At 73.4% G+C, this 12,373-nt stretch carries 13 protein-coding genes; 4 read left to right on the top strand and 9 right to left on the bottom strand.

Features of this window, described 5'->3' with window-relative positions; translation table 11 throughout:
• The first annotated feature begins 26 nt into the window (after positions 1 to 26).
• A complete protein-coding gene (locus GA0070622_RS11180) occupies positions 27 to 515 on the top strand; it encodes a glutathione peroxidase (protein ID WP_091573239.1) in 489 nt (162 codons plus the stop codon).
• A gap of 62 nt (positions 516 to 577) precedes the next feature.
• Here GA0070622_RS11180 and GA0070622_RS11175 read toward each other — a convergent pair whose 3' ends face one another.
• Positions 578 to 1,384: an SGNH/GDSL hydrolase family protein gene (locus GA0070622_RS11175; protein WP_091573238.1), complete on the bottom strand. Its 807-nt coding sequence runs from the start codon at positions 1,382 to 1,384 to the stop codon at positions 578 to 580.
• Between the two features lie 190 nt (positions 1,385 to 1,574).
• Here GA0070622_RS11175 and GA0070622_RS11170 point away from each other — a divergent pair, with 190 nt between their 5' ends.
• Positions 1,575 to 2,258, top strand: a complete 684-nt coding sequence (locus GA0070622_RS11170; protein ID WP_091573237.1) for an NADPH-dependent F420 reductase — start codon at positions 1,575 to 1,577, stop codon at positions 2,256 to 2,258.
• 43 nt (positions 2,259 to 2,301) lie between these two features.
• Here GA0070622_RS11170 and GA0070622_RS11165 read toward each other — a convergent pair whose 3' ends face one another.
• The 7 genes from GA0070622_RS11165 to GA0070622_RS11135 form a co-directional block, all read right to left on the bottom strand.
• The gene (locus tag GA0070622_RS11165) at positions 2,302 to 2,793 is read right to left on the bottom strand and encodes a GNAT family N-acetyltransferase (protein WP_245666183.1); all 492 of its coding nucleotides are present in this window, start codon (positions 2,791 to 2,793) and stop codon (positions 2,302 to 2,304) included.
• Between the two features lie 6 nt (positions 2,794 to 2,799).
• Positions 2,800 to 3,150 (bottom strand): DUF2203 domain-containing protein, encoded by a 351-nt coding sequence (locus tag GA0070622_RS11160; protein WP_091573236.1) that lies wholly within the window; start codon positions 3,148 to 3,150, stop codon positions 2,800 to 2,802.
• Between the two features lie 465 nt (positions 3,151 to 3,615).
• Positions 3,616 to 4,098, bottom strand: coding sequence for a hypothetical protein (locus GA0070622_RS11155; protein WP_091573235.1), 483 nt, complete (start codon positions 4,096 to 4,098; stop codon positions 3,616 to 3,618).
• 151 nt (positions 4,099 to 4,249) lie between these two features.
• Positions 4,250 to 5,062, bottom strand: a complete 813-nt coding sequence (proC, locus tag GA0070622_RS11150) for a pyrroline-5-carboxylate reductase (protein WP_091573234.1) — start codon at positions 5,060 to 5,062, stop codon at positions 4,250 to 4,252.
• Positions 5,063 to 5,147: 85 nt separating this feature from the next.
• Positions 5,148 to 6,176, bottom strand: a complete 1,029-nt coding sequence (locus GA0070622_RS11145) for a 6-phosphofructokinase (protein WP_091577173.1) — start codon at positions 6,174 to 6,176, stop codon at positions 5,148 to 5,150.
• Between the two features lie 178 nt (positions 6,177 to 6,354).
• The gene (locus tag GA0070622_RS11140) at positions 6,355 to 6,858 is read right to left on the bottom strand and encodes a pyridoxamine 5'-phosphate oxidase family protein (RefSeq protein ID WP_091573233.1); all 504 of its coding nucleotides are present in this window, start codon (positions 6,856 to 6,858) and stop codon (positions 6,355 to 6,357) included.
• 56 nt (positions 6,859 to 6,914) lie between these two features.
• Positions 6,915 to 7,418, bottom strand: coding sequence for a polyadenylate-specific 3'-exoribonuclease AS (locus GA0070622_RS11135; RefSeq protein ID WP_091573232.1), 504 nt, complete (start codon positions 7,416 to 7,418; stop codon positions 6,915 to 6,917).
• Between the two features lie 247 nt (positions 7,419 to 7,665).
• On the opposite strand from GA0070622_RS11135, the gene GA0070622_RS11130 reads away from it, so the two are divergent.
• Entirely contained in the window at positions 7,666 to 8,358 is a 693-nt protein-coding gene (locus GA0070622_RS11130) for a Crp/Fnr family transcriptional regulator (RefSeq protein WP_013287664.1), read from the top strand.
• 55 nt (positions 8,359 to 8,413) lie between these two features.
• On the opposite strand, the gene GA0070622_RS11125 is transcribed toward GA0070622_RS11130, so the two are convergent.
• A complete protein-coding gene (locus GA0070622_RS11125) occupies positions 8,414 to 8,644 on the bottom strand; it encodes a hypothetical protein (protein ID WP_245666182.1) in 231 nt (76 codons plus the stop codon).
• A gap of 178 nt (positions 8,645 to 8,822) precedes the next feature.
• On the opposite strand from GA0070622_RS11125, the gene GA0070622_RS11120 reads away from it, so the two are divergent.
• Positions 8,823 to 12,371 carry an ATP-binding protein gene (locus GA0070622_RS11120; protein ID WP_141561935.1) on the top strand — a complete coding sequence of 1,183 codons (3,549 nt, stop codon included), beginning with the start codon at positions 8,823 to 8,825 and terminating at the stop codon, positions 12,369 to 12,371.
• Positions 12,372 to 12,373: the final 2 nt, after the last annotated feature.

Raw genomic sequence — 12,373 nt, 5'->3', positions numbered from 1 at the left:
GGCGCGCCGGCCCGTAGCCTCGTCGCATGACCGTTTTCGACGTGCAGATCGACGCCCTCAGCGGCGGCTCGGCCGACCTCGACCGCTACCGCGGTCGCGCCCTGCTGGTGGTCAACGTGGCCTCCCGCTGCGGCCTCACCCCGCAGTACGCGGGCCTCCAGGCGCTCGCCGACGGGTACGCCGACCGGGGGCTGACCGTGCTCGGGGTGCCCTGCAACCAGTTCGCCGGCCAGGAGCCGGGCAGCGCCGCGGAGATCGAGGAGTTCTGCCAGGTGAACTACGGCGTGACGTTCCCGCTGACGGAGAAGGTCGACGTCAACGGGCCGGATCGGCACCCGCTCTACGCCGCGCTGGTGTCCACCCCGGACGCCGAGGGGCACAGCGGCGACGTGCGCTGGAACTTCGAGAAGTTCCTCGTCGCGCCGGACGGCTCGGTGGCCGCCCGGTTCGGCCCGCAGGTCACGCCCGAGGACCCCGAGCTGCGCGCGGCGATCGAGAAGGTCCTGCCGGCCTGAGGAGCACGGCGGAGCGGCATGCCTCCCAGCGGAGGCATGCCGCTCGCGGTTCGACGCGCCGGTCAGCCGGCGGCGGACCGGAACACCGGGTAGTAGCCGCCGGACTGGCCCGCGGCCGTCGGGTGGTACGAGACGGTCAGGTTCAGCACGTTCAACGCGTGCAGCCACTTCGTGCCGTAGCTGCACAGCTGGTGCCCGACGAAGATGGACCGGACGTCGGCGAACGTGAAGCCGGCCGAGGTGGCGGCCGTCCGGGTGATGTCGTCCAGCAGGTTGATGCCCTCGTTGATCTTCGCGCGGGAGGTGGCGCTGAGCCCGACGCAGGCCGTGCCGAGCTGGTAGAAGACCGGGTAGCCGACCACCACCACCCGGGCCGAGGGCGCCCGGTTCCGGATGCCGTTGTAGACGTTGGCGAGTCGCCCGGGCATCTGCGTGCGGGCGATGTTCATGGCCGACTCCACGGCTGCCACGCACTGGGTCTCACCCTGGAGCACACAGGTGCTCATGATCGAGGCGAAGCCGACGTCGTTGCCGCCGATCGTGACGCTGACCAGCGTGGTGGTGGAGGAGAGCGCGGAGAGCTGGCCGTTGATGACGTCCGCGGTGGTCGCGCCGGAGCAGGCGACCGAGCGGTACGAGGCGGGCCGGATGTTGGCGTTGTAGAGCGCCGGGTAGGCGTTCGTGCTGCGCAGGCAGTTGCCACTCTCGGAGGTGTAGCTGTCGGCGCCGACGCCGGAGGCGTACGAGTCGCCGAGCGCGACGTACCGGTCGGACGGGGCGGCCTGGGCGGGCGCGGCGGCCAGGGTCAGCGCGACCCCGATCGACGTGGCGAGGGACAGGGCGAGGGTGGCAAGACGGGATCTCCGCACGTCGCACTCCTGGGGGTGGGAAGTGGTGGTGAGAGATAGATATCAATGAGATCACCATGCATGGAAGATCACCGATTTGCAGTCTCAGTAGATAGAGACTTGTCCATACAAATCGTTGCCGGCCACGCGTGGGCAGTTGAAGGATTCCGCCAGGGAATGCGGCCGCGTCCCGCCGGGGTCGGCATCGGACATGACGACCGTGGGACTGATCGGCAGCGGCAACATCGGCGGCACGGTGGCCCGGCTCGCGGTGGACGCCGGCCACGACGTGGTGCTCAGCAACTCGCGGGGCCCGGAGACGCTGCGGGACCTGGTGGCCGAGCTGGGCCCCCGGGCCCGTGCGGCCACCCCGGACGAGGCGGCGACCGCCGGCGACCTGGTGGTCGTCACGATCCCGCTGCGGGCCTACCGCGAGGTGCCGACGGCACCGCTCGCCGGAAAGATCGTGATCGACACGAACAACTACTACCCGGAGCGCGACGGGAGCTTCCCGGAGCTGGACGACGAGTCGACCACCACCAGCGAACTGCTCCAGCGGCACCTGCCGCGATCGCGTGTGGTCAAGGCCTTCAACAACATCTACTTCGCACACCTGCGGGTGCTGGGCCGCCCGGCCGGCGCGGCGGAGCGGACCGCCCTGCCGATCGCCGGTGACGACGACGGGGCCAAGGCCACCGTCACGGCGTTCCTCGACTCACTGGGCTACGACGCGGTCGACGTCGGGCCGCTCGCCGAGGGCTGGCGGTTCCAGCGCGACACCAGCGCGTACGCGAGCATCTACGCCACGGACGGCGACTGGGAGCGGCCGGGACCGGTCGACGCGCAGCGGCTGCGCGCCGCCCTCGCCGCCGCCCGCCGCTACGCGGACAGCTGACGGACGGAGGCCGGGCCGGCGGGACCGCCCGCCGGCCCGGCGCTCAGTCCACCTCGGCGGGAAGGGTCAACCGCATCGCCGGGTCAGCGGTCTCCCGGAAGCCCAGCGCGCGGTAGAGCGGCCGGCCGGCGGCCGTCGCCCGCAGATCGATCCGGCGTACGCCCCGACCACGGAACCAGGCCAGCAGCGCGGCGACGCAGGCGCGACCGTGGCCCCGCCGGCGGTGTGCCGGGTCGGTACTGACGTTGAAGACGGACCCGACCAGGCCACTCGGATCGTCCGGGCCACCCAGCCGCCGCTCGACCGTGCCCACCGCGCACGCGGCCAACGAGGTGCCCTCCGGCGCGTCGACCACGAAGGCGGCCAGCCACGGATCGGACTCCGCCAGCCAGGCGCGCAGGTTGTCCCGCGCCACCTCCTGCCACCGGCCCGGCGCGGTCGGGCTGCCACTCATCGCGGCGAGCATGAGCCCGCGCAACCGGACCAGCTCGTCGGCGTCCGCCGGCACCGCCCGACGCACGGCACCCGTCGCCACGCCGGCTCAGACCGGGCGGCGGCCGGCGAAGCCGCACTCGACCCGGTGGTACCAGCGGACGTCGGTGTCTCCCTCCAGCCAGCACCAGAGCACCGCCCGCCCGTCCCGCTCGCCGGGGAAGTCGAGCAGCACCGGGGCGATCCCCTTGACCTCGATGCCGTGCTGGTGGAACTCCTCCACGACGGTGTGCAGCCGGGCCTCCAGCGCCTTCACCTCCGCGAGCCCGCCGAGCGCGCTGGCGCCGTGGTCGGCCAGGTCGACCCGCAGCTCGGCGAGGTCGGCCCGGTGCCGGATCAGCTCGTCGACGCGCGGCCGCAGCGTGGCGACCAGGTGTCGCGCCTGGGCGAGAGTGAACACCGGGCCAGTATGGGGCACGACATGACCCGAAGGCGGCCCGTCATCCGCGCCCCGCGCGGTGGTGTCGCGCCCGGCCGCCCACACGTCAGCCTGCCAGGCGGCTCGATCCGGTCGTTCTTGTCCGGGGCGTCGTCCGACAGGCGGGCCCGCTCCGGCAACTCGGGGACGAGCCGGTGCGGCAACAGGTCGACGTCGTCTGGCCGGCAGCCGCGCCGGCCCCGTGGCGTGCGAGGCAGCTCGACGGCGCTGAGCCGATCCGCGGTGAGCGGGCCGGCCAACACGTTGCGGCTGCGGTAGACCGCCATCACGCGGCCACGTCGTCACGCGGGTGGACCCGCGTGGCCGGGACGCCGACGGCGAGGCCCGACCTCTACCGAAGAGGTCGAACGGCGGACCGCCTTCGAGCAGTTGTCGGGAGTGGTCGATGAAAGATCCTGATTGAGTCGCTGCCGCGATGGGTGTCGTTCACCCTTCGCGTTGTGTGGTGAGGTCGCCGACGGCGTCGGCGTAGAAGGTGTTGTCGAGGTGGAAGGCGACCTGGCGCAGCGTCCAGGCGTCTCCTTCGACCCGGTCGAGGCGCTCGTCGTCGAGCGCGCGGAGACGCAGTGACCAGATCTGCGCCAACCTGGTCAGTCGGCTGCGGGCTTCGTCCAGATCCTCGAGGGTGAAGGGGGCGAGGTCGGCCGGGGTGGTGATGGCGGAGGCGTGCCAGTGGTCGGGCAGGGGCGGTTGCCCTGCCAGGCGCGCCTCGAGTTCGGCGAGGTGGTCCAGAAGGTGGTCGGCGAGACGACGAATCGCCTTGTGCGGGGTGTAGACCCGGTCCCCGGCGGTGCGGGGCTGCCCGTCCCACGCCGGCCAGGTCTCCGCCAGCCGTAGGGCATGTGCGACGGCGTCCTCGATGACTCGGGCCGGGTCGCGGTCATCGGTGACGGGAGTGTCGTCGCTCATTCCGTCTGTTCCCCTCTCAGCTGTCCGAGTCCTCGACCCTAGGGCCGGGATGGTTCGGCACAGACCGAACTGTGCGGCTCGTGCGGGCCTGCGGGCTCTGCCCTCCACGGCGCTCATCCACAGGTTTCGAGCGTTGCTCCCGCCTTGCCCCTCAGTCGGCCTGGGCGGCCAGTTCGCGGGCGCGGTCGCGGGCCGCCTCCAGCGCCGCCAGCATGGCCGCGCGTACGCCGTGGTTCTCCAGCTCGCGGATCGCGGAGATGGTGGTGCCGGCCGGTGAGGTGACCGCCTCGCGCAGCTTGACCGGGTGCTCGCCGGAGTCGCGCAGCATCACCGCCGAGCCGATGGCGGTCTGCACGATCAGCTCGTGCGCCACCTGGCGGGGCAGGCCGAGCAGGATGCCGGCGTCGATCATCGCCTCGACCAGCAGGTAGAAGTAGGCCGGGCCGGAGCCGGAGAGCGCGGTCACCGCGTCCTGCTGGGACTCGGGCACCCGGACGGTGGCGCCGAGCGGGGAGAACATCTCCTCGGCCAGCGCCAGGTGCTCCCCGGTGGCGTGCGCGCCGGCCGAGATGGCGCTCATCGCCTCGTCGACCAGCGCCGGGGTGTTGGTCATCACCCGGACCACCGGAGTGCCCTCGGGCAGCCGCCGGTTGAAGAACGCGGTCGGCAGGCCGGCGCAGAGCGAGATCACCAGCTTGCCGGCGGGGACCTTCGGGCCGATCTCGTCGAGCAGCGCGGCGGCGTCCTGCGGCTTGACCGAGACGGCCAGCACGTCGGCCTCCTCGACCGCGGTCGGGTTGTCCACCACCCGCACGCCGTAGCGGTCGGTCAGCTCCTGCGCGCGGGCGGGGCGCCGGGCGGTGGCGAGCAGCCGCTCGACCGGCCAGCCGGAGCGGAGCAGCCCGGAGAGCATCAGCTCGCCGATCTTGCCCGCGCCGATCACCGCGACCGTGTGCCCGCCCACCGTGCCTCCTCGTCCCACTCCGACAACTGTTAAGAGGGGGCCCCTGCTATGCACGAGGCGTTAACAGGGGGCCCCTCCTTACACCTCAGCTGCCGAAGAAGACCTCGGCCTCGGCGTACCGCTCCAGCGGCACGGTCTTCAGCTCCCGGGTGGCCTCGGCCAGCGGGACCCGGACGATGTCCGTGCTCTGCATCGCGACCATCTTGCCCCAGTCGCCCTCGTGCACGGCGTCGATGGCCTGCAGGCCGAGCCGGGTGGCGAGCACCCGGTCGAACGCGGTCGGGGTGCCGCCGCGCTGGATGTGCCCGAGCACCACGGTGCGGGCCTCCTTGCCGGTCTTGGCCTCCAGCTGCTCGGCCAGCCACTGGCCGATGCCGCCGAGACGGACGTGGCCGAAGGAGTCGAGCTCCTGGTTGTGCAGCACCATCTGGCCGTCCAGCGGCTGGGCGCCCTCGGCGACCACGACGATCGGGGCGTACTGGTGCTGGAAGCGCTTCTCGACGTAGCCGGCGACCTGCTCGACGTCGAACTGCCGCTCCGGCAGCAGGATCACGTTGGCGCCGCCGGCGAGGCCGGCGTGCAGGGCGATCCAGCCGGCGTGCCGGCCCATCACCTCGACGACCAGGGTGCGGTGGTGGCTCTCCGCGGTGGTGTGCAGGCGGTCGATCGCCTCCATCGCGATGTTGACCGCGGTGTCGAAGCCGAACGTGTAGTCGGTGGCGCCGAGGTCGTTGTCGATCGTCTTCGGCACGCCGACCACGTTGACGCCCAGCTCGTGCAGCTTGGTGGCGACGCCGAGGGTGTCCTCGCCGCCGATCGCGATCAGGGCGTCCACGCCCTGCGCGGCGAGGTTCTCCTTGATCCGCTCCACGCCGTTCTCGATCTTGAACGGGTTGGTCCGGGAGGAGCCGAGGATGGTGCCGCCGCGCGGCAGGATGCCGCGCACCTCCGCGATGCCCAGCGGCTTGGTCAGGCCCTCCAGCGGGCCCTTCCAGCCGTCCCGGAAGCCCACGAACTCGTGACCGTAGGTGGCGACGCCCTTGCGGACCACCGCCCGAATGACCGCGTTGAGACCTGGGCAGTCGCCGCCGCCGGTGAGCACGCCGATACGCATGATCTGCTCATCCTCCTGGAGCATCAGGTGAAGCCCGGATAAGCCCCAGGATATGTGTCAGATCAGACCATCGGCGCCGTTGCCGGCCCGGGGCGGGCCGTCAGTGCGAACTGTAGTCGTCGCTGGTGCGCGCCGACACCGCGCCCCGGACCGTCCCGACCCCCGGACCGGCTACCGGTCAGTAGCTGACCTCGTGGTTCTCCCCCGCCTTCGGCGGCTTCCCGGTGACCGCCGCCTTGGCGAAGCCGAGCAGGTTGACCACCGTGCTGCCCGGCGAGTCCCAGTACTCCGCCGAACCGGCGTGCACCTTGATCAGCGTGATGCCGGGCGTGTCCAGGCCGTCCGGGAACCACGCCTTGAGCAGCGGGTTCCACAGCTTCTCGGCGCGCGCCCGGTCCCACTCCTCGGTGGCGGTGCCGGCCACCGACACCCAGGCGTTGTGCCGCTGGTCCGAGAAGCCGACGTTGACCTGCGGGTTCACCCGGATCTGGCGGACCTTGGCCGAGTCGGCGTAGGCGAAGAACCAGAGGTCCCCGTCGAACTCCGCCTCCTGCAGCCCCATCGGGCGGCTGACCAGGCGCCCGTCCACCGCACTGGTCGTGAGCAGGCAGATCCGGGCGTCCCGGATCAGTTCGGTGACCCGGCCGCGGGCCTCGGCGGCGCTGGTCGGCTCGTTGCTCATGGGCACTCCTGTCTCGGATCGGCGTGATGCCGCTCCCGTGCCCCGGGCGGAACGGGTCAAACCTCCCGAGCCGTCATCGCCCGCCAGCGGGCCAGATTGTGCCGGGCGTCGACGAGCGCGTCGTGCCGGTCCGCCTCGGCGCCGGGCAGCCGGGGCCGCCCCCGGTCGTCCCAGAGCTGGCGCAGCTCCTTGGTGAACCGGGGGATCTCCCGGGGCAGCGCCGGCATGGCGCCCCAGAGCTGGGCCAGCACCACGTGGTCGTACGCCGCGTACCAGGCCCACAGCTCCAGCTGCTCGCCCGGGCGGTCCCGCACCGGCGCCAGCAGGAACTCGTGCAGGTCGTCCCGGATCCGCTCGCGCGAGCGCCAGGCCCGGTCGGCCGGCGACGGCAGCTTGTCCAGCACGTTGCGCCGCACCCAGGGCACCGCCCGGGAGTCGTCGAACTCCGTGGAGACCGCGTAGAACTCGCGGCCGTACTCGTCGACGACGCCGATCGACACCAGGTCGACGGTGCGGCCGTCCTCGATGAATTCGCAGTCGTAGAAATAGCGGTAGACCATCGCCCCCATCCTCGCCCATCACCGTCGCGGGGTCGTCGCCGGGGCGTCCGCCGAGGTCGGCGCGGTGCCGCCGGCAGACCGGGCATGGTCACGGAAGTGTTTCCAGGGGTGTACAGCACGCGACGGGGGCGTCATGATCTGATGTGTACCGCCGTCGGGCGCCGAACCGGTTGAGCTGCCTCGTACCGGGACTGACAGCTTCACCCGGTGTGCGAGTGGTGACTTCTGACCGGGGAGGGGTTGGGCCGTGGAGTCTCGCCTGCCGGAGCCGGGTGACGCGCTCACGGGTGTGGAGATGTTCGCCGGGCTGGAGCCGGAGGTGCGCCAGCGGGTCATCGCCGCGGCCGTCCCGCGCACCTACCGCAAGGGGCAACTTCTCTTCGTCGAGAACGACCCCGGCGAGTCGCTGATCGTGCTGCGCCGCGGCGCCGTGGCGGTGTTCCGCACCGCGCCCACCGGCGAGCGGGCCGTGCTGTCGGTGATCCGACCCCCGGACGTGCTGGGCGAGGTCTCCCTGCTGGACGCCTCGACCCGGTCCGCCTCGGCCGAGGCCATCGAGGACTGCGCCGCGCTGGCGCTGTCCCGGCCCGCCTTCATGGAGCTGGTCCACTCCAACCCGCGCATCCTCGACGCGGTGATGCGCTCGCTCGGCCAGCTGATCCGTCGGCTCACCGAGCAGAACGCCGACCACGTCTTCCTCGACCTCCCCGGCCGGGTGGCCAAGACGCTGGTCCGGCTGGCCGGCGAGAGCCAGGCCCCGATGATCACGATCGAGCTGAACCAGAGTCAGCTCGCCGAGATGGCCGGCGGCTCGCGGCAGAGCGTCAACCAGGCCATCGGCTCGTTCGCCAGCCGCGGCTGGCTGCGCACCGAGGGGCGTCGGATCGTGGTCACCGACGTGGCCGCGCTGCGCCGCCGCGCCGGCATGAACGACCGCTGACGGATACGCGACGAGGGCCGGGGCGACACGCCCCGGCCCTCGTCGTACGCGTCGGTCAGACGCCGGCGCTGCCCGGTCCCGCCCAGGCGGTGGTGCTGCCCGGGCCGGCCCACTCGTTCTTGTCCTTGCCCCCGGCGGAGCCCTCGCTGACGATGCCCTCGGCCTGCAGGCTGGCCAGGGTGGCCGCGTCCACGTCGACGGACTCGCCCGCCGAGTGGGCGACGCCGTCGCCGTCGGTCCAGTCGCTCTCCAGCTTCACGAACACCATGAGATCCCCCTTGGTCACGTCGTCCTCGTCCGGCGGGGATGAATGTAGTCGCCGCACGCGCCCTCGACCGCCCGGACGAGTGTCCACAAACCAACAGCCCGGTACCTGACATTGGCGGCGCCCGGGATACTCACGGTGACGCCGCGGGGGGCGGCGCCCGGCCGACACCGGCCGACCGACCCAGTGGAGGCCTGTCATCTCCGCGCAGTGTGACCGTTGTGGACGTACCGCGGCCGACGGCGACCGGTTCTGCGGTGGCTGCGGCGCCGAGCTGGGCGCGGTCTGCCCGCACTGCCTGCGCCCGCTCGCGACCGACGTGGCCTTCTGCACCACCTGCGGCTCGCCGCGCCCGGGCGCCCGGCAGTCGGTGCCCACGCCGCAGGAGGACCGGCGCCGGGTCAGCGTGCTCTTCGTCGACCTCATCGACTTCACGCCGTACGTCGAGCGCGCCGACCCGGAACAGGTGCGCGGCATGCAGACCGGCTTCTTCTCCGCCGCCCGCCGGGTGGTCGGGCAGTACGGCGGCGTGGTGGAGAAGTACATCGGCGACGCGGTCATGGCGCTCTTCGGCGCGCCGGTGGCCACCGAGACCGACGCGCTGCGGTGCGTCCGGGCCGGGCTGGAGCTGCAACGGGTGCTGACCCGGTTCACCCCCACCGGCCACGACGAGCTGCGCTTCCGGGTCGGGGTGGCCACCGGGGAGGCGCTGGTGGACGTGGCCGCGGCCCGCGACGGCGGGCAGGCGATCGTCGCCGGCGACGTGGTGAACACGGCCTCCCGGATGCAGTCGGTCTCCCCGCCCGGCGGGGTGCTGGTCTGCGGCGTGACCCACGCGCTCACCAAGGACGCCATCCGCTACGACGAGCAGCCGCCGGTCACGCTGCGGGGCCGCTCCTCCCCCACCGAGGTCTGGCTGGCGCTCGCCCCGGTCCGCCGGCAACCCACCGACCGGGAGCCGGACACCACCCCGCTGATCGACCGCGAGCACGAGCTGGGCCTGCTGGTCAACGCGCTGCACCGTTCGCTGCGCGACCGGCTGCCGCAGGTGGTGACCGTGTTCGGCCGGGCCGGGCTGGGCAAGAGCCGGCTGGTCCGGGAGCTGCACCGGCACGCCGGCCGGCTGGTCGACGAGCCGCTGACCTGGCGCACCGGGCGGTGCCCGCCGTTCGGCGAGAACGTCACGTTCGCCGCGCTGGCCGACATCGTCAAGACCGAGGCCGGCATCCTCGACACCGACCCCGCCTCCACCGCGGCCCAGCGCCTCGCCGCCGCGGTCGCCGAGCTGGTCGGCCCCGGCGAGCGGAACCGCCTGGTGGACGCGCTGCGCCCGCTGGTCGGGCTGACCGGCACGACGCTGCCCGCCGAGGAGGCGGAGTCGGCGTGGCGCCGGTTCCTGCTGGCGCTCGCGGCCCGCCGCCCGACCGTGCTGGTCTTCGAGGACCTGCACTGGGCCGACGACGCCATGCTGCGCTTCGTCGAGCTGCTCGGCGCCGCCGCCCGGGAGGTTCCCCTGCTGCTGCTCTGCACCGCCCGCCCGGAGCTGGTCGACCGGGATCCGAGCTGGGCCGGGACGATCACCGGCTCGGTCACCGTCACGCTGCCGCCGCTGCGGGACACCGGCATCGCGTCGCTCTACGCGCACATGTTCGGCCAGGCCGCGTTCCCGGCCGAGATGCTCACCCCGCTGGTCGAGGTGGCCGGCGGCAACCCGCTCTACGCCCACGAGTACGTCCGGATGCTGATCGAGCAGGGCGCGCTGCGCCAGTCCGGGCGCGGCTGGTCGCTGGAGAAGCACCTCGACCTGCCGATGCCGGAGAGCGTGCACTCGGTCATCGCCAACCGGGTCGACCTGCTCGACGCCAAGGACCGGGCGGTGCTGCTGGCCGCCTCGGTGGTCGGCGTGCAGTTCTGGCCCGGCGCGGTCGCCGCCGCGCTGGGGCAGCCGGTGGAGTCGGTGGAACGCGCGCTGCGCCGGCTGGAGCAGCGCGACTTCGTGCACGAGCAGTCGGCGTCCACGATGGCCGGGCAGGCCGAGTTCCGGTTCCGGCACGTGCTGGTCCGCGACGTCTGCTACCAGCGGCTGCCCCGCACCGAGCGGGTGGCCCGGCACGAGCGGACCGCGGACTGGCTGGACGCGCTGTCGCAGACCCGGGACACCGACCTGGCCGAGGTCCTCGCCCACCACCGCTGGGCGGCCCACGAGATCGCCCGCACGCTCGGCCTGCCGACGCACCGCTACGCCGGCCCGGCCCGCGCCGCGCTGCACCGGGCGGCCCGGCGGGCGTACGCCCTGCACGGGCTGGACGCCGCCGCCGCGCACGCCGGCCGCGCGCTCGGCCTGGCCGACGACAGCGACCCGGTGGGCCGGCTGCAACTGGAGCTGCTGGCCACCGAGATCTCGTTCTACCGCGACGGCAACGCGTTCCTCTCCGGCGGCGGGCCGGAGCAGTTGCAGGCGCTGGCCGACCGGCTGCTCGCACACGGCGACGACGCCTGCGCGGCCCGGGCGTGGACGCTGCTCGGCCAGGCCGCCTGGCTGCGCGCCGACCGGACGGCGGCGGTGGCCTGCCTGGACCGGGCGGTGGGGCTGTTCGAGCCGCTGCCGGACAGCTCGCAGAAGGCCGACGCGTACGCCGAGCTGGGCCGGCTGCACATGCTCAACTACGAGCGGGACGCGGCGGTGTCCGCCGCCGAGACCGCGGCGGAGATCGCCGAGCGGCTGGGCCTGACCGAGACCCGCACCAACGCCCGGGTCACCGCCGCCACCGCCCGCTACCAGGCCGGTGACCGGTCCGGGCTGGACGACCTGCGCGCCATCGTCGAGTTCAGCCGGGGGCAGCAGTTGCTGGCGCTGCACCGGGCGGTGCAGAACCTCGCGTACGCGGTCCGCGAGGAGGGTGACTGGCTGCGCTCCGACGCGCTGCTGACCGCCGGCCCGACCCGGACGGCCAGCGGGCAGACGCTGACCACGAGCTATTCCGGCGAGGCGATGCGGGCCTACTTCGACGGGGACTTCGCCCGGCTGCTCACCGCCGCCGACGCGTTCGTGGACACCCCCACCGGCGGGTGGGACATGCAGGTGCGCGGCCTGCGGTCCTGCCTGCGGGTGCTGCGCGGCCAGCCGGTGCCGCCCGCGCCCCGCGCCGCCGAGGCGACCGGGTCGGCGTACCGCGACGACGTGTCCGCGGCGCTGGACACCGCCCGGCTCAGCGGCTTCCACCGACCGCACTGGACCATGCTCGGCATGGCGGCGCTCTGCCGGGCGCTGCAGGGCCGGGCCGAGGAGGCGGCGGAGCTGGTCGACGAGCTGGCCGGCTCCTGGTCGAGCGTGCCGGCCCTGGCCAGCGGCGAGTGGATCGCCGCGGCGGCGTACGCGGCGGCCCTGTCCGGGCGGGACGCGGCGGTGCGGGTCCGCGCGATGCTGGACCGGCTCGGACACCGGACGCCCTGGTCGGAGGCGGCGCTGCGGACGGTCACCGGCGCCGTGGCGGCGGCGGACGGCGACCATCGCCGGGCCGCCGAGCTGCACCTGGCCGGCGCGGAGATCTACGCCGGCATCCCGGACGTCACCGACCGGATGCTGGCCCTGGCGCTGGCCGTGGGGGAGCTGACGCTGGCCGGCGACCCCGGGGCGGCCGGGCCGCTGGCCGAGGTGCACGCGTTCGCCCAGCGCAACGAGGCTCCCGGGCTGTTGGCGCTGGCCCGGCGTCCGGTGCCGGACGCCGGTCCGGCGATGGCCTGCTGACC

The sequence above is a fragment of the Micromonospora sediminicola genome (assembly GCF_900089585.1).
Classification (GTDB): Bacteria; Actinomycetota; Actinomycetes; order Mycobacteriales; family Micromonosporaceae; genus Micromonospora; species Micromonospora sediminicola.
This window is presented reverse-complemented; position numbering and strand designations above follow the sequence as displayed.